General features: G+C 58.0%; 18 protein-coding genes. 5 read left to right on the top strand and 13 right to left on the bottom strand.

From position 1 onward, the window contains the following. Positions 1 to 120 precede the first annotated feature (120 nt). The 5 genes from JKA62_RS04265 to rplM all read right to left on the bottom strand — a co-directional run bounded on the left by JKA62_RS04265 (position 121) and on the right by rplM (position 3811). A complete protein-coding gene (locus JKA62_RS04265) occupies positions 121 to 903 on the bottom strand; it encodes a cytochrome c1 (RefSeq protein WP_011335873.1) in 783 nt (260 codons plus the stop codon). Then, a complete protein-coding gene (locus JKA62_RS04270; protein ID WP_007956792.1) occupies positions 903 to 2114 on the bottom strand; it encodes a cytochrome b in 1212 nt (403 codons plus the stop codon). The genes JKA62_RS04265 and JKA62_RS04270 overlap by 1 nt, the downstream gene beginning before the upstream one ends. Continuing rightward, entirely contained in the window at positions 2114 to 2707 is a 594-nt protein-coding gene (gene petA / locus JKA62_RS04275) for a ubiquinol-cytochrome c reductase iron-sulfur subunit (RefSeq protein ID WP_007917031.1), read from the bottom strand. Before petA ends, JKA62_RS04270 begins: the two co-directional genes overlap by 1 nt. Positions 2708 to 2975: 268 nt before the next feature. After that, positions 2976 to 3368 (bottom strand): 30S ribosomal protein S9, encoded by a 393-nt coding sequence (gene rpsI, locus JKA62_RS04280; protein ID WP_007956794.1) that lies wholly within the window; start codon positions 3366 to 3368, stop codon positions 2976 to 2978. A 14-nt stretch (positions 3369 to 3382) separates the two neighbouring features. Then, entirely contained in the window at positions 3383 to 3811 is a 429-nt protein-coding gene (gene rplM / locus JKA62_RS04285) for a 50S ribosomal protein L13 (protein WP_003228062.1), read from the bottom strand. A 244-nt stretch (positions 3812 to 4055) separates the two neighbouring features. Between rplM and JKA62_RS04290 the strand changes: the two genes are divergently transcribed. Further along, the gene (locus tag JKA62_RS04290) at positions 4056 to 5096 is read left to right on the top strand and encodes an NADP(H)-dependent aldo-keto reductase (protein ID WP_011335874.1); all 1041 of its coding nucleotides are present in this window, start codon (positions 4056 to 4058) and stop codon (positions 5094 to 5096) included. Positions 5097 to 5200: 104 nt separating this feature from the next. Here JKA62_RS04290 and JKA62_RS04295 read toward each other — a convergent pair whose 3' ends face one another. Next, positions 5201 to 6337, bottom strand: a complete 1137-nt coding sequence (locus tag JKA62_RS04295) for an acyl-CoA dehydrogenase family protein (protein ID WP_011335875.1) — start codon at positions 6335 to 6337, stop codon at positions 5201 to 5203. A 246-nt stretch (positions 6338 to 6583) separates the two neighbouring features. Here JKA62_RS04295 and JKA62_RS04300 point away from each other — a divergent pair, with 246 nt between their 5' ends. Next, positions 6584 to 7480, top strand: coding sequence for a GlxA family transcriptional regulator (locus JKA62_RS04300; RefSeq protein WP_170929381.1), 897 nt, complete (start codon positions 6584 to 6586; stop codon positions 7478 to 7480). Positions 7481 to 7542: 62 nt separating this feature from the next. Here JKA62_RS04300 and zapE read toward each other — a convergent pair whose 3' ends face one another. From zapE to JKA62_RS04315, 3 genes are all read right to left on the bottom strand, one after another. Beyond that, positions 7543 to 8637 (bottom strand): cell division protein ZapE, encoded by a 1095-nt coding sequence (gene zapE / locus JKA62_RS04305; protein ID WP_011335877.1) that lies wholly within the window; start codon positions 8635 to 8637, stop codon positions 7543 to 7545. 90 nt (positions 8638 to 8727) lie between these two features. Next, complete coding sequence (locus JKA62_RS04310) at positions 8728 to 10083, bottom strand: tryptophan--tRNA ligase (protein ID WP_011335878.1); 1356 nt, start codon at positions 10081 to 10083, stop codon at positions 8728 to 8730. Positions 10084 to 10107: 24 nt separating this feature from the next. Next, positions 10108 to 10737, bottom strand: coding sequence for an alpha/beta hydrolase (locus JKA62_RS04315; RefSeq protein WP_011335879.1), 630 nt, complete (start codon positions 10735 to 10737; stop codon positions 10108 to 10110). Positions 10738 to 10881: 144 nt separating this feature from the next. On the opposite strand from JKA62_RS04315, the gene JKA62_RS04320 reads away from it, so the two are divergent. Together JKA62_RS04320 and JKA62_RS04325 are read left to right on the top strand one after the other, a co-directional pair. Beyond that, on the top strand, positions 10882 to 11316 hold the full coding sequence (locus JKA62_RS04320; RefSeq protein ID WP_011335880.1) for a YhcB family protein: 435 nt from the start codon (positions 10882 to 10884) through the stop codon (positions 11314 to 11316). Between the two features lie 181 nt (positions 11317 to 11497). Next, the gene (locus JKA62_RS04325) at positions 11498 to 12679 is read left to right on the top strand and encodes an acyltransferase family protein (protein ID WP_111539347.1); all 1182 of its coding nucleotides are present in this window, start codon (positions 11498 to 11500) and stop codon (positions 12677 to 12679) included. Between the two features lie 71 nt (positions 12680 to 12750). Here JKA62_RS04325 and JKA62_RS04330 read toward each other — a convergent pair whose 3' ends face one another. After that, the gene (locus tag JKA62_RS04330; protein ID WP_011335882.1) at positions 12751 to 13464 is read right to left on the bottom strand and encodes an OmpA family lipoprotein; all 714 of its coding nucleotides are present in this window, start codon (positions 13462 to 13464) and stop codon (positions 12751 to 12753) included. Between the two features lie 114 nt (positions 13465 to 13578). Then, the gene (locus JKA62_RS04335; protein ID WP_011335883.1) at positions 13579 to 14223 is read right to left on the bottom strand and encodes an MBL fold metallo-hydrolase; all 645 of its coding nucleotides are present in this window, start codon (positions 14221 to 14223) and stop codon (positions 13579 to 13581) included. Positions 14224 to 14441: 218 nt separating this feature from the next. Here JKA62_RS04335 and JKA62_RS04340 point away from each other — a divergent pair, with 218 nt between their 5' ends. Further along, positions 14442 to 17843 (top strand): M10 family metallopeptidase C-terminal domain-containing protein, encoded by a 3402-nt coding sequence (locus tag JKA62_RS04340; protein WP_011335884.1) that lies wholly within the window; start codon positions 14442 to 14444, stop codon positions 17841 to 17843. 89 nt (positions 17844 to 17932) lie between these two features. On the opposite strand, the gene JKA62_RS04345 is transcribed toward JKA62_RS04340, so the two are convergent. Together JKA62_RS04345 and JKA62_RS04350 are read right to left on the bottom strand one after the other, a co-directional pair. Next, positions 17933 to 20668 carry a LuxR C-terminal-related transcriptional regulator gene (locus JKA62_RS04345; RefSeq protein ID WP_201816474.1) on the bottom strand — a complete coding sequence of 912 codons (2736 nt, stop codon included), beginning with the start codon at positions 20666 to 20668 and terminating at the stop codon, positions 17933 to 17935. Positions 20669 to 20854: 186 nt separating this feature from the next. After that, positions 20855 to 22219: a DUF1329 domain-containing protein gene (locus JKA62_RS04350; RefSeq protein ID WP_011335886.1), complete on the bottom strand. Its 1365-nt coding sequence runs from the start codon at positions 22217 to 22219 to the stop codon at positions 20855 to 20857. Positions 22220 to 22234 lie beyond the last annotated feature (15 nt).

Consider the following 22234-nt stretch of genomic DNA (forward strand, 5'->3'; position numbering starts at 1 on the left):
CGGAGCCGGAAAAACGCGCGCGCCCAGAGGGCACCTCCCGCAACGACTGGCGAACCAGGCGTTGCGTTTTCAGAGGCGCCCTTGGGCGCGCGCGATTAACAGCAATTGCTTGAAGCGTTATCAGTGCACGTCTTTCCAGTATTCACGCTTGAGCAGGTAGGCGAACACAAAGAAGAACGCCAGGTACAGCAAGACGTAAGTACCGATGCGCTGATGTTGCAGCTTAACCGGGTTAGCCGAGTAAGCCAGGAAGGTTACCAGATTCTTGACCTTCTCATCGAACTGCTCTTCGTTGAGACTTCCGGTTTTCGGCACGATGGTCAACTGATCGCACGCTTCATGAGTCAGAGGCGTACCGGTCAGCGGGTCATATTGCTTCTTGCCGTCCTCGACGATCTGTACCTGTTTGCAACCCACAACCTGGCGACCTTGCAGGCCGACCAGCACGTTGGGCATGCCGACGTTCGGGAAGACCTTGTTGTTCACGCCCCATGGACGCGCAGGATCTTCGTAGAACGACTTGAGGTAACCGTAGAGCCAGTCGGTGCCGCGAACACGAGCCACCAGCGTCAGGTCTGGCGGCGCTGCGCCGAACCAGGTCTTGGCGTCGGCCGGCTGCATGCCGATGTTCATGTGATCGCCGATCTTGGCGCCGGTGAACACCAGTTTTTCCAGCATCAGTTCGTGCGGAACACCGAGGTCATCGGCCACACGCTCGTAACGCTGGAACTTGGCACTGTGGCAGCCCATGCAATAGTTGGCGAAAGTACGCGCGCCATCCTGCAGGGCAGCCTTGTCGGAAACGTCGATGTCGACCTTTTCCAGTTCCGGACCACCGTGTTCGGCCGCGAAAGACAGCACTGGCAGAGCAGCAAAAATCAGAGCAAAAAATAACTTTTTCATCAGCCAGTCACCCTTTCCGGAACCGGTTTGGTCTTCTCGAGCCTGGTGTAGAACGGCATCAGAATGAAGTAGGCGAAGTACAGGAAGGTGCAGACCTGCGACAGCAGCGTACGGCCTGGCGTCGGGGCCAGAACGCCCAGAATGCCGAGGATCACGAACGAAATGCAGAACACCACCAGCCAGATCTTGCTCATCCAGCCTTTGTAACGCATCGACTTGACCGGGCTGCGGTCGAGCCACGGCAGGACGAACAGCACCGCAATCGCGGCACCCATGGCGATAACGCCCATGAGCTTGTCAGGGACCGCCCGCAAGATTGCGTAGAACGGTGTGAAGTACCAGACCGGTGCAATGTGCTCTGGGGTCTTGAACGGGTTGGCCTGCTCGAAGTTAGGTTTTTCGAGGAAGTAACCGCCCATTTCCGGGAAGAAGAACACAATGAAGCAGAAGATGAACAGGAACACCACAACGCCGACGATATCTTTCACGGTGTAGTACGGGTGGAAGGCGATGCCGTCCAGCGGGATACCGTTTTCGTCTTTGTGCTTCTTGATGTCCACGCCGTCCGGGTTGTTCGAACCGACTTCGTGCAATGCCAGGATGTGCAGCACCACCAGACCGAGAATCACGATAGGCAGCGCAACCACGTGCAGGGCGAAGAAGCGGTTCAGGGTGATTCCGGAAATCAGGTAGTCACCACGGATCCACTGGGTCAGGTCGTTGCCGATGACCGGAATCGCGCCGAACAGCGAGATGATCACCTGGGCACCCCAGTAGGACATCTGGCCCCACGGCAGCAGGTAACCCATGAAGGCTTCAGCCATCAGCGCCAGGTAGATCAGCATGCCGAAGACCCACACCAGCTCACGCGGCTTCTGGTACGAACCGTAGAGCAGGCCACGGAACATGTGCAGATAGACCACGATGAAGAACGCCGAAGCGCCGGTGGAGTGCAGCAGGCGCAGGATCGAACCGTACTCGACGTCGCGCATGATGTATTCGACGGAAGCGAACGCTTCTTCCGCCGACGGGGTGTAGCTCATGGTCAGCCAGACGCCGGTGACGATCTGGTTGACCAGAACGAGCAGCGCCAGCGAGCCGAAGAAATAGAAGAAGTTGAAGTTTTTTGGCGCGTAATACTTGCTGAGATGGTCTTCCCACATTTTGGTGGCGGGGAAGCGTGCATCAACCCAATCCATGAACTTGCTCATCACGCTTTCTCCGTATCGACGCCAATGACAATCAGGTCATCGGTCTCATAGGAATGCGGGGGTACTGGCAGGTTCAAAGGCGCAGGTTGCGACTTGTAGACGCGGCCAGCCAGATCGTAGTGGGAACCGTGGCAAGGGCAGAAATAACCGCCTACCCAGTCTTTGCCCAGATCCGCGGGTGCCACTTCGGGACGGAAGGTCGGTGAGCAACCCAGGTGAGTGCAGATCCCGATCAGCAGGAGGATTTCCGGCTTGATCGAACGCACTTCAGGGTCGACATAAGTGGGTTGCGTGGAGTTTTTGGAGGTCGGATCGGAGAGTTGGCCTTCGATCTTTTTGAGATTCCCCAGGATTTCCTCGGTACGGCGGACAATGAACACCGGCTGGCCGCGCCATTCAGCAATCATCTGCTGTCCTGGCTCGATTTTGCTGACATTCACTTTCACCGGTGCTCCGGCAGCTTTCGCCTTGGCACTGGGAAACCATGACCCCACGAACGGGACCGCAGCCCCCACCGCTCCTGCAGCACCCACCACGGATGTGGCTGCTACCAAGAAGCGACGCCGGCCTGCATTCACGCCGTCATTGCTCATTCAGTCCTCTCCCATCAGCTTTGTGGCCTGTTAAATCAGGCGTCTACTAAATTGAAACTATGTACTTATAAAAATTTTGCCGAATGGTAATGAAAACCCCCAATTCTGACAAGGTAATTACCCGGAGGGCTGGCCCTCAAGCCTTGTAGTATAGGGGGTCTACGAATGTGGCAAGTTGTCACAGCGCAATTATTCAAGAAATCGCACGCATAAAAAAACGCCCGGTTCCGTGAGGAATCGGGCGTTCTTTTTGAACGTGGAAGCGAAATTAACGCTTCGAGTACTGCGGACGCTTACGCGCTTTACGCAGACCAACTTTCTTACGTTCAACTTCACGGGCGTCGCGGGTAACGAAGCCAGCTTTGCGCAGAGCGCTACGCAGGGTTTCGTCGTAGTCCATCAGAGCGCGAGTGATGCCGTGACGGATTGCGCCAGCCTGACCACTTACACCACCACCGATGACGGTGACGTAGATGTCGAACTTCTCGACAGTCTCAGTCAGTTCCAGCGGCTGACGAACTACCATGCGGGCAGTTTCGCGACCGAAGAACGTGTCCAGGGAGCGGTTGTTGATGGAGATGTTACCAGTACCCGGACGCAGGAAAACGCGTGCGGTTGCGGTCTTGCGACGGCCAGTGCCGTAATTTTGAGTCGCCGACATAATGAACTATTCCGTTAAATCTTCAGTTCTTGGGGCTGCTGAGCAGTATGAGGGTGTGCAGCGCCCGCATAGACTTTCAGCTTACGGTACATGTCGCGACCCAGTGGGTTTTTAGGCAGCATGCCTTTAACCGCGGTCTCGATCACGCGCTCAGGGGCCTTGGCGATCAGCTTTTCAAAGTTGATCGACTTGATGCCGCCCGGGAAACCGGAGTGGGAGTAGTACATTTTGTCAGTGGTTTTAGCGCCGGTAACACGGATCTGCTCAGCGTTGATTACGACGATGTAGTCGCCGGTGTCAACGTGAGGAGTGTACTCAGGCTTGTGCTTGCCACGCAGACGGCTCGCGATTTCGGTGGCCAGACGACCCAGGGTCTGACCAGCAGCGTCGACGACAAACCAGTCGCGCTTTACTGTTTCCGGTTTAGCAGTAAAAGTTTTCATTCTTTATAGCCTCAGGGGCCGCCTGTAAATAAGACGGCGGATCTTACTGAATAGTGCGTACTTTGACAAGTCAAAGGCAGCCGGATACAGACGCTTTCGGGGGCTCGGGTCGGCGCGTCCGTTCAACGGCAAGATTCTTCGGCGGCGGGGCATCACTTCCACTGCAGAAAGAGGTCGGCAATTATGCAGATTGCGAAAAAAATTTCAACCTGCTTTTATGCTTGTTTTGCCCAAGGAGCACCCGATGGACTATCGCCAGCTAGGCCGTACCGACCTGAACGTGAGTGCAATCTGCCTCGGCACCATGACCTGGGGCGAGCAAAACACTGAAGCTGAAGCCTTCGCCCAGATCGAACGGGCAAAAGAGGCCGGGATCAATTTCCTCGACACTGCCGAAATGTACCCGGTGCCGCCAAAAGCCGACACCTACGCCACCACCGAGCGCTACATCGGCAATTACTTCAAGAGCCGTGGCGACCGCGCCGACTGGATTCTCGCCAGCAAGATCGCCGGCCCCGGCAACACCATCGACTACATCCGCGACAAGAACCTGCGCCACAACCGCCAGCACATCACCGAGGCCGTGGACGCCAGCCTCAAGCGCCTGCAGACCGACTACATCGACCTCTACCAGTTGCACTGGCCGGAGCGCAGCACCAACTTTTTCGGACAGCTGGGCTACAAGCACCAGACCGAAGCCAACCTGACGCCGCTCGAAGACACCCTTGAGGCGCTCGATGAGCAAGTGAAGGCCGGCAAGATCCGCCACATCGGTTTGTCCAACGAAACGCCGTGGGGCACCATGCGATTTCTCGCCCTGGCCGAAGCCCGTGGCTGGCCGCGCGCTGTCTCGATCCAGAACCCGTACAACCTGCTCAACCGCAGTTTCGAGATCGGTCTGGCGGAAATCGCCATCCGTGAACAATGCGGCCTGCTCGCCTATTCGCCGCTGGCGTTCGGTTTCCTGTCGGGCAAGTACGAAGGTGGGGCGCGTCCACCGAAAGGCCGCCTGAGCCTCTACAGCCGTTTCAGCCGCTATTTCAACCCGCAATCGGAAGCAGCATGCAGCCGTTACGTGGCGCTGGCCCGTGAACACGGCCTGGATCCGGCACAAATGGCCCTGGCCTTTGTGAATCAGCAACCGTTCGTCACCAGCAACATCATCGGGGCGACGACGCTGGAACAGCTGGACAGCAACATTGCGAGCTACGAGCTGAAACTGTCGAAGGAAGTGCTGGAAGGGATCGAAGCGATTCACAAGGATTATCCGAACCCGGCGCCGTGATCAGCCGCTAAAAGCTTCGCGACCAGGCTCGCTCCCACAGGTACAGCGTGATGATTGTGGGAGCGAGCCTGCTCGCGAAGGGGCCAGTCAACTCACTGCAAAACTCAAAGCGACCGCGCAATGATCTCCTTCATGATTTCATTGGTGCCGGCATAGATGCGCTGCACCCGCGCATCCGCCCAGGCCCGGGCCACCGGGTATTCCCACATGAAACCGTAACCGCCATGCAGTTGCACGCACTCGTCGAGCACCTTGCATTGCAGGTCGGTGCCCCAGTACTTGGCCATCGCCGCCGTCGGCACATCCAGCTTGCCTTGCAGATGCAGCTCAAGGCAGCGGTCGACGAACACCCGGCCGATCTGAATCTCGGTGGCCATTTCCGCCAGTTTGAAGCGGGTATTCTGGAAGTCGGCAATCGACTTGCCGAACGCCTTGCGCTCGCGGGTGTAATCCAGCGTCCATTGCAGCGCCGCCTCGGCTGAAGCCAGACCGCCAATCGCCACAGTCAGACGCTCCTGCGGCAGTTCCTGCATCAGATAGGCAAATCCCGCCCCGGCCTGACCCAAGAGGTTTTCTTTCGGCACGCGCACGTCCTGGAAGAACAATTCCGACGTGTCCTGAGCCTTCATTCCGACCTTATCCAGGCGTTTGCCCTTGTCGAAGCCCGGTGTGTTCGCCTCCACCAGAAACAGGCTGGTACCCTTGGCACCGGCCTTGGGATCGGTCTTGGCCACGACAATCACCAGATCCGCCAGGAAGCCGTTGGTGATAAAGGTTTTCGAACCGTTGATCACATATTCGTCGCCATCCAGTACCGCCGTGGTCTTGACCCCTTGCAGGTCGGAACCGGCGCCGGGCTCGGTCATGGCGATCGCGGTAACCATCTCGCCAGACACCAGTTTCGGCAGGTATTTCTGCTTCAGCGCTTCGCTGCCGTAATGCAGGATGTACGGCGCGACGATGTCCGAATGCAGTGAAAAACCGATACCGGTCAAACCCAGCCGCCCGACTTCTTCGATCACGACCGCGCTGTAAAGAAAGTCCGCCCCCAACCCGCCGTATTCCTCCGGCAGGTTCGAGCAGAGCATCCCCGCCTCCCCTGCCTTGTTCCACAGTTTGCGGTCGATGTAGCCTTGTTTTTCCCATTGCCCATGGAACGGCACGGCCTCTTTTTCGAGGAAGGTTCGTACGCTGTCGCGGAACAATTCGTGCTCGGAGCTGAACAAGGTTCTGGGAATCATGCGGCACCTTTTATTTATTGTTGGAGGGATCAGACCTTCAGAGACTAAGCCTCGCTTCCGATACAGGACACTGGACACATCCGACAAAAAATAAGACGATCCAGCCGTCTGGTGACCACTTTCCCTTATAAAAACAAAAGTTGAATTATGTCCAAGCAAGTCTCCACGCCCTTGCGGCGCGTCAGCATCCTGGCGATCGACCGGGTTTTCGCTTCCACCCTCATGCAAGCCAAGGATTTCTTCCATCTGGCCAGCCTGCGTTACGGCAAACAACTGGGCCACGGCCTGACTCCGGCGTTCGAAACCCGCTTGGTCAGCCCCGACGGCAAACCGGTCAACAGCTTCAGTGACGTGGTCATGCCGGTGGACGGCGGCCTGGAAAACGCCGACGTCATCATCCTCCCGGCGTTCTGGGACGATTTCGATACGCTGTGCCAACGTTACCCACAGATCCTGCCGTGGCTGCGCGAACAGCATGCCCGGGGCGCGGTGCTCTGCGGCGAGGCCACCGGGGTGTTCTGGCTGGCCGAGGCCGGGTTGCTCAACGGCAAGGAAGCGACCACCTACTGGCGTTTCTTCAACGCCTTCGCCGAGCGTTTCCCGCAGGTCTATCTCAATCAGGACAAGCACCTGACCGACGCCGACAACCTGTACTGCGCCGGCGGTACGACCTCAGCCTGCGATCTCTACATTTATCTGATCGAGCGCTTCTGCGGCGCCAATGTGGCTCAGGCTGTGGCCCGCGACATTCTCTATGAAGTCCAACGCAGCTATGCACCGGGTCGCATTGGTTTCGGTGGCCAGAAACTGCATCAGGACGTGATCATCCTGCAGATCCAGCACTGGCTCGAAGAGCATTTCGCCGACAAGTTCCGCTTCGAAGACGTGGCCCGCGAGCACGGCATGAGCATCCGTAACTTCATGCGCCGCTTCCAGACCGCCACCGGTGACAAGCCACTGCACTACCTGCAACGGCTGCGCATCGAGACTGCCAAGGGCTTGCTCTCCGGCAGTCGCAAGAGCATCAAGACCATCAGCTACGAAGTCGGCTACGACGATGCGAGTTTCTTCGCACGGCTGTTCCGCCAGCACACCGAACTGTCGCCGAACCAGTACCGGCAGCAGTTCCAGCAAGCTGCCTGACGATTCGACCAGACACAAAAAAGGGCCTGCATCTGCAGGCCCTTTTTGTTTGCCGAATCCGCTTAAGGCTTGTGCGCCCGGGACAGGAATTCGTGCGATTGCATCTCCAGCAGACGGCTGAGGGTACGCTGGAACTCGAACGTCAGACGCCCGCCGGTGTACAGGTCTTTCAACTCGACTTCGGCAGAAATGATCAGTTTGACGTTACGGTCGTAGAACTCGTCGACCATGTTGATGAAGCGTCGGGCGATGTCGTCGGTGGTGACGCTCATCTGCTCCACGCCACTGAGCAGCACGGCGTGGAAGATCTTGCCCAGTTCGATGTAGTCGTTCTGGCTGCGCGGGCCGTCGCACAGTTCGCGGAAGTCGAACCAGGCCACGTCATCGCAAGTACGCAGGGCACGGATTTCGCGGTTCTCGATGATCAGCACATCGTTTTCCACCGCCGCCGTGCACTCAGGCGTCAGCGCGCGGAAGCTCTTGCGCAGGCTTTCGTGAGCGGCTTCGTCCAGCGGATAGTGGAACAGCTCCGCTTGTTCGAGGTGGCGCAGACGGTAGTCGACGCCGCTGTCGACGTTGACGATCTCGGTGTTCTGCTTGATCAGCGCGATGGCCGGCAGGAAGCGCGCGCGTTGCAGGCCGTCCTTGTACAGGCCGTCCGGCACGATGTTCGACGTGGCGACCAGGGTCACGCCGTTCTTGAACAGCTCTTCCATCAGCGTGCCGAGGATCATGGCGTCGGTGATGTCGGAAACGAAAAATTCATCGAAGCAGATGACCCGCGATTCAGTCGCAAAACGCTTGGCGATGATGGTCAGCGGGTTTTTCTCGCCGCCGAGGGTTTTCATCTCTTCGTGTACACGCTTCATGAAGCGGTGGAAGTGAGTGCGGGTCTTTTCCTTGAATGGCAGCGCTTCGAAGAAGGTGTCCACCAGGTAAGTCTTGCCGCGACCCACGCCGCCCCAGAAGTACAGGCCCTTGACCGGCGTCTGATCCTTTTTGCCAAACAGCTTGCCCAGCAAACCCGGCTTGTTCTGCTCGGCCGCGATCAGATCGTCATACAGGCGTTGCAGATGACGCACGGCAGTTTCCTGCGCCGCATCATGGAAGAAATCCGGGCGTTTCAGATCAGCTTGATATCGTTCTAGGGGCGTCATAATTCGTTAGCAAGGCAACAAAAACGGGCCGTCACTGTAGCGATGGCCCGTGGGAATGGCAATCGGCCCTTGGTCGGGCCGAGCCGTTGATTATTCCTGAACCGGTGTCAGAGCGATCCGCAAGGCCTCGACAGCCGCATCCCGCGCAGCCACGTCGACGAACGCCGGGCTGTCGCCGACGCACTCGCCTTCCAGCCAGACGCTGAAGCTCAGGTCTTCGCTGCGTACATCCAGCGCCTGACCCGATTGCAGTTGTTTGGTCACCTGACCGGCGGTTTTACCGTCGGCAAAGTTGCGCGACAGCAGCAGTTGCTCGCCGTCAGCCGCCAGCAGACGGAAACGGAAGCTGCCGTCGTCTTCACGGAAGCTGACGAAACGTGCGGCTTTCGCAGCTTTCTTCTTGGTGGTCGCAGCCACCTGAACCTGACTGACGAAGGAGCGCAGGCCGACCGCTTCGCGCAACTCGTTGAGGAACGGCGTCGCCACCGCACGAGCCTTCTTGGCGCCGTGTTGCAGGATGTCTTCCAGATCTGCCGGACGCTCGATCAACTGGTGATAACGCTCGCGGGATTCGCCCAGCTCGTTGTCGAGCAACTGGAACAGACGGTTCTTCGCCTCGCCCCAACCCAGACCGCCCAGCAGCTCGCTGCGGAACTCATCAGCCTGCGCCGGTGTGGCGAACGCCTGGAACAGGGTGAACAGGTGCGAGTTGTCCGGATCTTTCGCTTCGCCTGGCGCACGGGAGTCGGTAACGATCCGTGAAATCGCGTCCTTCATGTCCTTGGCGCTGGTGAACAGCGGGATGGTGTTGTCGTAGCTCTTGGACATCTTGCGACCGTCCAGGCCCGGCAACGTGGCCACGCTTTCCTCGATCAGCGCTTCGGGCATGGTGAAGAACTCCTTGCCCTGGCCGAACAGGTGGTTGAAGCGCTGGCCGATATCACGGGCCATTTCCACGTGCTGGATCTGATCGCGACCGACCGGCACCTTGTGCGCGTTGAACATCAGAATGTCCGCCGCCATCAGTACCGGATAGCTGTACAAACCCATCGTGATGCCGGCATCCGGGTCTTCGCCGGTCTCGACATTCTTGTCCACCGAAGCCTTGTAAGCATGGGCGCGGTTGAGCAGGCCTTTGGCGGCAACGCAGGTCAGCAGCCAGGTCAGCTCGGGGATTTCCGGAATGTCGGACTGACGGTAGAAGGTCACGCGATCCACATCCAGGCCACCGGCCAGCCAGGTCGCGGCGATTTCCAGACGCGAGCGCTGGATGCGCAGCGGGTCATCGCACTTGATCAGGGCGTGATAGTCGGCCAGGAAGTAGAACGAGTCGGCATTGCTGTCGCGGCTGGCGAGAATCGCCGGGCGAATGGCACCGGCGTAGTTGCCCAGGTGCGGGGTGCCGGTGGTGGTGATGCCGGTGAGGATGCGGGTACGGTTCGTCATGGGTAATCGCTTGTCAGACTGCAATCAATTCGAGAGACGCGGCAGGATCAGATCCTTGAGATCGGTCAGCTTGCCATGAAAAAAGTGTCCGCATTCTGCCACTTTCAGTAGCTCATGGGGGCGCGGGAGTTTTTCAGACCAGTCGTAGACCAGCGGCGGATCGATCACTTCGTCTGTTTCCGGCTGGATCACGGTCAACTCGCCCTGCTGCGGCAGTTGATCCTGCTCGCCCAGGCGCATCACCGCCGGCGCGACCATGAACAGGTGCTTGAGCTGAATGCCTTGGGCTTCGAGACGACCGCCGAGACTTGCTGCAACAAATCCGCCGAAAGAGAAGCCGAACAGGGTCAACGGCAGCTCCGGATGCTTTTCCAGCAACCAGGCGGCAGCGGCCTGGGCGTCGTCGACCTCACCAGTGCCCATGTCATGGGAACCTTCGCTGGCACCGACGCCGCGATAGTTGAAGCGCAAGGTGATAAGACCCGCGTCGCGCGCGGTGCGCTGCAGGGTCGAGACGACCTTGTTGAGCATGGTGCCGCCCTGCACCGGGTTCGGGTGGCAGATCAGCGCGATGCCGCGTGGCTGCTCATTGTCCAGATACAAAGACTCAAGTTGCCCCACCGGGCCATCAATCACTACAGGGGTTTCACGCATCAGCAAGGAAGGAACTCCGTGACCTCGGATCGGGTCGACTCGTCTAGCAAATTGTCTGTGCCAGTCTATTGCGAGTGAATCGCGGTATACAGCGCAGGTTCGAGCCGTTAACGTAAAGCAAAGCCGTTTATAGAGGAAGGACTCGTGGAACACTCGCTCTTAGTTTGGTTGTTACCGACTCTTGCCCTGGTTGTGGGTGTCGCCATTGGTTTCCTGATCGCTCGCGTTGCGCCGAACGCCGCGCCCAGCCGCACGCAGCGTCAACTGGATGATATTCAGGAACGTTTCGACAGTTATCAGAACGAAGTGGTGACCCACTTCAACAGCACCGCCAATCTGGTCAAGAAACTGACCCAGAGCTATCAGGAAGTGCAGGATCACCTCGCCGACGGCGCCAACCGCCTGGCCCTGGACGAGCAGACCCGTCAACGCTTGCTCGCCTCGCTGCACTCTGAAGCAGCACAGGCCCCACGGGAACGCCTGACACCACCACGGGATCAGGAACCTCCGCGTGACTACGCGCCGAAGACCCCGAACTCGCCGGGCATGCTTGACGAGCATTACGGCCTGAAGAAGTAAAATCTTCGCACCAGCGAAAGCCCTTGGACCAGTAATTGGCCAAGGGCTTTTCTGTTTTTTGCAGGATGTGCAGGGGCGATCATTTTATCAGGGCATATTTCGAACCGACTTATGCTGGCCGCCCTGAGTAGACTGCAAAGTCGGGTCTGGTAGAATCCGCAAAATTTTTCCGAGCCCCACCATGAATCCCCTTTACGTAGTGCACACACCAGAAATCCTGATACTTCTGGCATTTCTGTTCGCTTGCGCGGCGCTGCCGATGTTCATCTTTCAGTGGACCACGCCCTCACTCGTGCCTGAAGACCATCCGAAATCGCGCTGGCTGGATGGATTGCGTGGGTTGGCTGCCATTATGGTTTCCCTGAACCACGCCCCTTTTGTACTGATCAATCTTGCAGTGGTGCCGAAGGTTTTTTACTTCGATCCTGCCGACAGTGAGTTGCTGAAGTTTCTGGGAGCCATCGGTGTACAGGTATTTTTCTGCATTACCGGGCTGTTGTTTGCCAGCAAAATCCTGTCGGAAAAACCGGTTGACTGGTCAGATTTCTTCGTTAAGCGTGTACGCCGTATTGTCCCGGCCTATTTTGCTGCCGCCCTCCTGGCCATCGCCATCGGCTTCTGGTTCTCCTGGCCGATTCATCAGGACATTGCTTCAATGGTCGCGGCAATTCCGGCTTTGTTTGGCTTCGGACTGCTTCCGCTTCCAACGCTGAACGAATTCAACTTTGCACGTCTCTTGGGCGTTTCCTGGTCGCTGGCCATCGAATGGCGGTTTTACCTAGTCCTGCCGCTGGTCTACATTGCCCTCAGGAAGAGTCGCAACTTTACGCTGTTGTCCATCATCATTTTTGCCATTCTTGACCTGATCCTCAACGGCGCCAGTGCCTGGGTGTTTTTCATTCCAGGGGCGCTCTGCTCAATGTTCAGCACCAGAGAGTTCAGCAAGAACTTGCGGCGGGGCGCGCTGGTTCTGGCGATTGCCACGATATCGCTGATGTTCTATCGATTTGGTGACAAGGGCATCTTCGGCCTGGAACAGTTCCTGAATGTCTCGGTCATTTTTGCCGCGCTGACAATTGCTCGTCCCTCATTACTGACCTTGCGTACGCTAGTGGCAATGGGCTCGGTCAGCTACAGCTTTTATCTGCTGCACGCTATGTTGTTGTTCCTGGTATTCGGCGCGGTGCATTTGTACTGGGTTGAAATCAGTGAGCTCTCCCTTGCTCGATTCGCCGTACTGGCAGGATGCACACTGGCCTTTGCTTCTATCGTATCCACCTTGTCTTTTGTCTTTATCGAGCGTCGGTTCATGCAGGCTGCACCGATGAAAAACCGAAAGATGGCCAAGCCTCAAACCGCCTGATACTCCGGCCATAAAAAAACCAGCTCACGCTGGTTTTTTTATGCATGCCAGTTTTTTCACCGGCAATCAGATCATTGATATTGCTGACCCTGCTGATATTGCTGACCAGGGATCGCCTTCAGGTTCACCTCGACGCGGCGGTTCTGCGCCCGGCCGTTGACGTCACCGTTGCTGGCGATCGGGTTATCCGGGCCGGCACCGCGGGCGCTCAGGTTGGCACCGCTTACACCCTGCGAAGTCAGGTAGGTCGCCACGCTCTGCGCACGACGCTGGGACAGGTCCATGTTGTGCTGGCGGCTGCCGGTGCTGTCGGTGTAGCCGACGATTTCGATCTGGTTCTGGTTGAACTCTTTGAGCGAGTTGGCCAGATTGTTCAGCGGCTGATAGAAGCTGGAAGCGATGTTCGCCGAATCGGTGGCGAAGGTGATGTTGCCCGGCATGATCAGCTTGATCTGGTCGCCCTGACGCTGCACTTCAACCCCGGTGTTGGCCATGCTGGCGCGCAGTTTTTTCTCCTGCTGGTCAGCGTAGTAGCCGTAACCGGCGGCCGAGGCACCGACGACGGCTGCACCGATCAGCGCACCCTTGCCGCGGTTGTTGTGGTCGATGGCGGCACCGGCCAGCGCGCCGGCCAGTGCACCGAGGCCACCGTACTTGGCGGTTTTGCTCATGCCCTGGGAGCCACTGTCGGCCTGACCCTGATTGTCATACGGGTTGGGCGAGGCGCAGCCGGACAAGACGGCCACGGCAGTAGCGACAATAATCAAACGACGCGTGGTGAACATGGAGTGCTCCTACATTTTGCATTCTGTGATGCCGCGGCCATTGGCAATTGGCCCGTGCGGGCGTTGGATCATGACAATGCACAAAAATTCCGCTGGGCACCCGTGACAAAATGTTTAGGCACGCACAAACGGGTTCTCGCGCATTTCATCCCCAAGACGCGTATCCGGACCATGCCCGGCCACAACGGTCGCGTCTTCATCCAGGGTGTACAGCCGCTGCTTGATCGATCGCACGATGGTCGCCTGATCGCCGCCCCACAAATCCGTGCGCCCTACTCCGCGACGAAACAGCGTGTCGCCGGCAATCAACAGCTTAGCCTCGGAAAACCAGAAGCTCATGGAACCTGGCGTATGCCCCGGCGTGTGCAACGCCACGCCACAGCCACAGGCCAGCTCTTCATCGTCGCTCAACCAGCGATCCGGTGACGGCACCGGGGTATAAGGCACACCAAACATCTGGCATTGCATCTCGAGGTTGTCCCACAGGAACTGATCCTCTTTATGCAGGTGCAACGTGGCGCCGGTCTTCTCTTTCATCTGGCCGGAAGCCAGGAAGTGATCGAGGTGCGCGTGGGTGTGAATGATGCTGACCACTTTCAGACCGAGCGCATCGAGGCGAGCCATGATCAGGTCAGAATTGCCGCCCGGATCGACAACGATGGCTTTTTTGGTGATCGGATCGCCGATGATCGTGCAGTTGCACTGCAGAGGACCGACAGGAAAGGTTTCGCGCAGAAGGGCGGAGCCTTGGATATTCATAAAGGTTCCTGAGAAGAGTCGACAGACGGTCACTAAACACATGACGAATTACTAAGGATTGTACGTGACGCGTCGATACAGGGCATCAGGTCGACAAATTGGCGCCAGAAAAATCAAAATAATGGCCAATTGATGTCACTTATTATTTTTTCGTGCAAAATTACACTTTTGTAGCGACCGCATTACGGAAGGGTCGCAGCCCCAACAGGAACCCCCGTATGCCCACTCCACTTGGTAACACCGAAAGCCGCATCTCTTTCCTCACCGGTAACCCTGACGTCAACAGCTTGATTTCCGGGACTCAATGGCTTCCATTCGGCTCGTCTCCGACCGTTGATCTGACGTACAGTTTTATCGCTCCGCGCACGTCCTACTTTGCCAATGCCTACAGCTCGGTCAATGAGTACAACGCAGTATTCTCCCTTTACACCGGTCAGAAGACTGCAATTTCCAATGCACTCTCGACGTGGAGCGCAGTTGCCAACGTCACCTTCACAATGGTCCGCGAAAGTGCTGCGAGCGTTGGAGATCTGCGATTTGGCGGCTATTCGGGAATGGATAACAAAACCGCTGCTTGGGCATACCTCCCTGACAATACCCCCAAGGGTGGAGATGTATGGATCGGTCCGTCCACCGATGAACTCTTTCCGTCGAAAGGCTCTTACGACTACCTGACCTTCGTGCACGAAATCGGTCATGCGATCGGCCTCAAGCATCCGTTCTCGGCCGGCACACTTAATCCGACAGTGCTCCAGCCGCTTCTGGACGACGTCAAGTACACGGTCATGAGCTACAACGACAACTATTCGTATCAGCCCACGACGCCCATGGTTCTGGACATTCTGGCCATCCAGTCGCTCTACGGTGCAAACGGACTCTGGCAAAGCGGCAATACCACCTATAGCTGGGCTCCCAATCAGCAAATTTTTGAAACGATCTGGGATGCCGGCGGCAATGACACCATTGACGCAAGCAATCAACTGGCTTCGGTTCGGATCAACCTAAATGAAGGACAATACAGCCAGATCGGCAAGGCGTTCACTAATCTGACGACCAATGCCGCCTTCAATGAAGGTCTGGGGATTGCGTATGGCGCCAAAATCGAAAACGCCGTGGGTTCGGATTTCGGTGACTGGCTGATCGGCAACGCACTGGACAATGTTCTTAATGGACGAGGTGGTGCCGACACCATGGAAGGTGGAGCAGGCAACGATACTTACTACGTCGACAACGTCGGTGATGTCGTTATCGAACGCGGAAGTTCCTTGTCTGAAATTGACACGGTCATCTCTACGATCAGCTATACGTTGGGTGCCAACGTCGAAAACCTGATACTCCAAGGCGGAGCAGAAAACCTCAATGCCACGGGCAATGCCCTGAACAACACGCTGAGAGGCAACGCAGGCAACAACCTTCTGGATGGTGGCACTGGTGCCGACATCATGATCGGTGGTCTGGGCAACGATACCTATGTCGTTGACAGCCTGCTGGATACCGTGATCGAAACCAGCAACCTGCCAACTGAAATCGATACCGTGCTTTCGGCGGTAAATTTCGCGTTGGGTGCTAACCTGGAAAACCTGACACTTCTTGGCACTGCCGACATCAATGGCAACGGAAACGCGCAGAACAACGTTCTGATCGGCAACGCCGGTAACAATGTCCTCAATGGTATGGGCGGCCTGGACACCATGATTGGTGGTGCAGGACACGACCTCTATATTCTGGATCAGGCCGGCGAGCTGGGACTGATACAAGAGCAGGCCAATGAAGGCACCGATACGCTCTATATCAGCTACGTCGCAGGTGCAGGCACAACCGTCATCGACCTCAACCGGAACAACCTCCTCAACGTGGAAAACGTCACGCTCGATAATATCAACACCGGACCATTCACGGTGCTGGGCAACACATCGAGCAACGTTCTGATCGGCAATATCGGCAATAACGTTCTGGACGGCGGCATCGGCGCCGACTACATGGCCGGCGGCGCAGGCAATGACACTTACTATGTGGACAATATTGGCGACACTGTTGTCGAGACAGGTAACTCGCTGACTGAAATCGACACGGTGCTGTCTACCGTCAGCTACGCCCTGGGCAACAACGTTGAAGTTCTGGCTCTTCTCGGTGCCAATAACCTCAACGGTACCGGTAATGCCCTGAACAACTATATGGTCGGTAACATCGGCGACAATATCCTCAACGGCGGCGCTGGAGCCGACACCCTTATTGGCGGTTTCGGCAACGATACCTACATCGTGGATAACGCTTTGGATGTGGTTGTGGAAACCAGCAACGATCCTAACGAGATTGACACCGTTCGTGCATCGGTCAATTGGCAGCTTGGCACCAACCTGGAAAACCTGACCCTGACCGGCAATACAAACCTCAATGGCAATGGCAACGAGTTGAATAACGTGCTGGTCGGCAATGCCGCCAACAACGTGCTCAACGGCATGGGCGGCCTGGATACCATGATTGGCGGCGCAGGCAACGACACGTACGTACTTGACCAGTTTGGTGAGCTGGCACTGGTGCAGGAACAGGCCAGCGAAGGCACCGATACCCTTTACATTGCCTACACGGCGGGTTTCGGCACCACCGTCATTGACCTTAACGGCAGCAACTTGCAGAACGTCGAAAACGTCACGCTGGACCCTGCCAATACCAGTCCGTTCAGCATTCTCGGCAACGCCCAGAACAACACGTTGTTTGGCAACGCAGGCAATAACGTTCTCAATGGCGGGGCAGGGATCGACAACCTTATCGGTGGCACCGGCAATGACACTTACATCGTGGACAACCAATACGATGTGGTACTGGAAACCAGCACCGATCCTAACGAAATCGATACCATTCAGTCGTCGGTGAGCTGGCAGCTTGGCGCCAACGTCGAGAACCTGACCCTGACCGGCAATAACAACCTCAACGGCAACGGCAACGGGCTGAACAACGTGCTGATCGGCAATGCCGGCAACAACGTACTCAACGGAATGGCAGGCCTGGACACCATGATCGGCGGCACAGGAAACGACACCTATGTACTTGACCAGTTCGGCGAGCTAGCACTGGTGAAGGAACAGGCCAACGAAGGCACTGACACCCTTTATGTCGCCTACACCGCAGGCTTCGGCACCACCGTTATTGACCTGAACAACAGCAACCTGCTGAACTTCGAAAACGTCACACTGGATCCTGGCAACACCAGCCCGTTCACCGTTACTGGCAATGCGCTGAACAACACCTTGATCGGCAATGCAGGAAATAACGTTCTCAACGGCGGAGCTGGGGCCGACCTGCTGACCGGCGGAGCCGGTGCCGACACCTTCGTGTTCTCGGCAGTCAATGAGATGGGAACCGGTGCCAACCGTGACGTCATCACGGACTTCAGCAGCCTGCAGGGCGACAAGATCGACCTGAGCAAATTCGACGCCAACCTGTTGAGTGCCGGTTTCAACGGCTTCAGCTTCATCGGCGCGAATGACTTCACCGGCGCAGGCCAGTTGCGCTTTGTCGATCACGTGCTGTCAGGCAACGTCAGCGGCAACGCCGGTGCGGACTTTGAAATCCAGCTGGTGGGTGTGAACAGTTTCAGCGCCAATGATCTGGTGGCCTGATCTGCAAACATGATCTGAAACAGGTCAGCCCGTAAAACAAAACGCCCCGACTGGTTCGGGGCGTTTTGTTTGGTAGGTGCCTGTACCGATCAATTCAAGACCCCCAGATCCTTGGCACGTGCCACTGCCTGCGTACGTCGCTCGACTCCGAGTTTGCTGTTGATGTGGCTGGCATGGGTCTTCACGGTATGCAGGGAAATAAACAGCTGATCGCTGATTTCCTGGTTCGAGCAGCCTTGTGCAATCAACCGCAATACGGCCAATTCACGGGAACTGAGCTGCTCGGTCGCAACGGATTCCGCTTGCGAGCGGACGCTCGCCTGCGGAAAGTGCTCCAGCAACTGCTGGCAAAACGCGGTCGCTGCGTTCAGTTGCAATTGCCCGCGCAACCACTCCGAATGCTCTTTGAGCAAGATTTCGAAAGGTTGCAGCACACCGCCTGCAGCCGCCTCCAGCGCCTGCCCCAAAGCCTTGCGAGCCTCGGACTCGCGCCCGCCTGCCAGTAAAAGCACAACCTTTTGCGTCAACGCCATCACGCTGAGCAGTTGTCGTCCGGTTTGCTGACCGTTTTCCAGCAAGACATTCAATCGCCCTTCGGCGAGCATGGGTTGTCCCTGAATGACATCCAGCAGCGCCTGCTGCAATTCGACGTGCAACGGCAATTGAGGGTGGAACTCCGGCGGGGCGGCCGCGCGCTCGCCGGTATAGGTCTGACCCAACCGCGCCAGCCAGGCCTCGGCCAGATCAATGCGCCCCTGGGACAGCCACAGTTCGCATTTGACCAGCGTGATCATCGCCAGATAGTAGATCGGTGGAACGTCCCAGATGTGCATCAGGCGTTCGGCTTCTGCCAGCTCGGCGAAGGCCTTGGCAAAATCTCCGCTGCTGCCCTCGAGCCGGGCGATCACGCAGTGGCCGATCAATACGCTGATATCACGACAGGCCCGTGCTTCGCTCAAGCCAGCCTGCAATCGCGCCCGTGCCACTTGTGGCTGCAGACGCATGGCCAGCAGGAAACCTTCATACAGCGTCAGCCGGGCACGGACTGCGTACAAGCGTTGTGCCGACAGCCCCCGCAGACGTTCCAGTCCCTGACGCACTTCATCGAGCGCACGCAGAATCTCGCCGCGAGCCTGCAGGACGCGGGCGCGATCGTAATGTGCCAACGCCTCGAACAACGGATTGCCGACCCGCTGCGCCAGTTCCAGGGATTCGCGGTTCAAGCCTCGGGCACGCCACAGATCGCCATCGGCGATCGCCAGGTTGGATAAAGTGGAAAGGCACATCAGACGCTGGCCGTAACGCTTGGCCGGCAAGCTTTCCAGCGCTTCACTGCAATACTCGATGGTCTGCTGGCGGTGCCCTCGCCCACGGGCGATGATCCCCTTCAGCGCCAGCCATTGGGCAAGCATCGACTTCTGCGCTGTCGCTGAGGGTGCCGGCAGAAACCGGCTCAGATGACTGGCAAGTTCTTCGGCAGCATCGAGCTGACACGCCAACCCCAACGCCCAGCTGTACAGCACGATCAGACGCGGGGTGCTGATCAACAGGCTGTCGGGCAAGTCCATCTTCCAGCGAAGCAGCATTCCAACATTCTGCTCGGCGAGCAGTTGTTCTTCGGACAGGTTCTGGACCAGGTTCGCCGCCACGTCCAGATGCCCTGCGCGCAAGGCCTGCTCCACGGCTTCATCCAGCAGCCCCTGCGCATTGAACCAGCGACAGGCGCGCAAGTGCAGCGTGGCAGCCGGGACTATCGCCCCGGTGATCGGACGACTGCGCAACAGATCGGAAAACAGATGGTGATAGCGATACCAGTGCCCGTGCTCGTCCAAGGGCACCAGAAACACCTGATGCGCCAGCAGGAAACGCAGGATTTCAGCACTGTCATGGGCTTCGCGCACAGCGTCGCACAGCTCGCTGCAAAAACGCTCCTGCGGCGCGGTGTCGTAGAGAAACGCCTGCACTTCGGCTGGCAGGCAATCGATGACTTCCTCCAGCAGGTAATCGCGGATCAGCCCTTCCCCGCCATTCAGCGCCTGAGGCAACACCGAGTCCCCTCCGGCTTCGGACTCGGCCAGCAGCCAGAATCGCAGGCCGGCGACCCAGCCTTCACTGCGCTGTATCAGGTTTTCCAGCGCCTCGCCACGAAGGGAGCTACGGTGCCGGTCGAGTAATGCCGAGGCTTCGTCGTGGGTCAGGCGAAGGTCCTGTTCGTGCAGTTCCAGCAATTGCCGCGACAGGCGCAGGCGAGCCAGGTGCCAGTCCGGCCGTTGCCGACTGGTGACCATGACCAGCAGACCGTCGGGCAAATGGTTGAGGAAAAATTGCAGGCAACGGTCGAGTACCGGCCCTTGTGCGAGGTGATAGTCGTCCAGCACCAGCAACAGGGGTGAGCACGGTTCGAGATGCTGAGCCAGCTCATCGAGCAGGCCGTCGAGCCATTCCTCGAAGGCGAACGGCTGATGACGCTGGCGCATTTTCAGCAGCCCCAGTGCCCGACTGCCCAGTTGCGGAAAGTAATCCTGCAAACCTTCGAGCAGACGCTCGAGAAAACGCCCCGGGTCGTTGTCCCGCGGGCTCAACCCCAGCCACAGGCTGTGCCAGTTCGCCGGCAGGCTTTGACAGAACTCCACGGCCAGCGAGCTTTTGCCGAACCCGGCCGGGGCGCTGACCAGCAACAGACGTCCACCGAGCCCGGCTTGCAGGCGCTCGCACAGTCGTGGCCGCATGACGTAGCCGTCAGGCAGTGGCGGGCGAAAAAAACGCCCGTCCAGTGCCGCGACGGCAACGCTTGCGGGACCCGGAAGTGGGGACAGATCAGTCATGGCCGGCTCTTGTTCGTATGGCTGTTGGCGGCGTAGCAGATGCCCGCAGACTAGCCTTAAACGGAGCGGTTATGAAGGTCGTTGCTACAAATGGCTACAAAAAGGCTACGAAAAAAGCGACAGACAAAAAACGCCCCGAACCTGTCGGGGCGTTTTCACGAGGATGCGGCCTCGATTTACAGGAGCTTAGCGAACACCATCCTGACGCAGGGCGGCCGGGGTGAAGTCGCTGGTGGTGGCAGTGAAGCCGAAGTCATACGCCGACTTCTCTTCGTTCTTCATGCCCAGCGCCAGATAGCGACCGGATTGCAGATCGTAGAGGGTTTCCAGGGTGTACCAAGGCACCTGCACGTTGTAGTAGTTCTGGGAGTGGGCTTCCGCCACGCGCCACAGTTGGTTGCGACCATCGTAGTGATCGATCACCGCCGCTTGCCAGGTGTCCTCGTCGATGAAGAAGTCACGCTTGGCGTAGATGTGGCGCTGACCTTCCTTCAGCGTCGCGGTCACATGCCAGACGCGACGCAGTTCATAACGCGCCAGATCCTGGTTGATGTGCCCGGCCTTGATGATGTCGGTGTACTTGAGTTTCGGATCGTCGAGCTTGTAGCTGTCGGAGGCGATGTACATCTCTTGCTTGCCGACCAGTTTCCAGTCGTAACGGTCCGGCGCACCGTTGAACATGTCCAGGTTGTCGGAGGTACGCAGCCCGTCCGCCGCAGTACCCGGGCCGTCATAGGACACTTGTGGTGCGCGGCGCACACGACGCTGACCGGCGTTGTAGACCCACGCCGAACGCGGTTCCTTCACCTGGTCGAGGGTTTCGTGCACCAGCAGCACGCCACCGGCCAGACGTGCCGGCGCGGTCACTTTCTGCTTGAAGTAGAACAGGATGTTGCCCGGGTTCGCCGGATCGTAATCCTTCATCTTGTCGCGGAACACGAACTGGTCCTGGAAGTACACCAGGCTGAACGAGCCGTTCGGTTGCGGCGTGGCCTGGGTCACCAGACGGGTCACGCTGCCGCCGCGATAGCGGGTGATGTGGTTCCAGATGACTTCCACGCCGGTTTTCGGAATCGGGAACGGCACGGCGGTATCGAAGTTTTCCAGACCGTTGCCACCCGACACCAGGGTCGTGGTGGTGGCGTTCTTCTTGATGGCGGCGAATACCTCATCCGGCACGGTGGCGCCGCGATGGGACGGGTAGACCGGCATCTTGAAGGTGTCAGGGTAGCGCTGGAACATCGCGTACTGACCCGGCGCGAGCTTGGCCTTGTACTGATCGACGTTCTGCTTGGTGATGGTGAACAGCGGTTTTTCGCTGGCATACGGGTCTGACAGGAAGCCTTTGCTGTCGACGGTGCCGGCATTCTTCGGCATCGGTTTCCAGGCCGGGATCGAGCCGTCGGCGTTGCCGGCCATTTCGGCGCCCATCGGGGTCAGGCTCTTGCCCAGTTTGTCCGCTTCGGCGGCAGGCACCGCCGCCATGACACCGGTCGCCAGCAGCGACAGGCCCAGAACACCGGCGTGGAACAGACTCTTTGTTATTTTCATAAATTCGTTCGTCCT

The organism is Pseudomonas sp. B7 (assembly GCF_016735645.1).
Classification (GTDB): domain Bacteria; phylum Pseudomonadota; class Gammaproteobacteria; order Pseudomonadales; family Pseudomonadaceae; genus Aquipseudomonas; species Aquipseudomonas glycinae.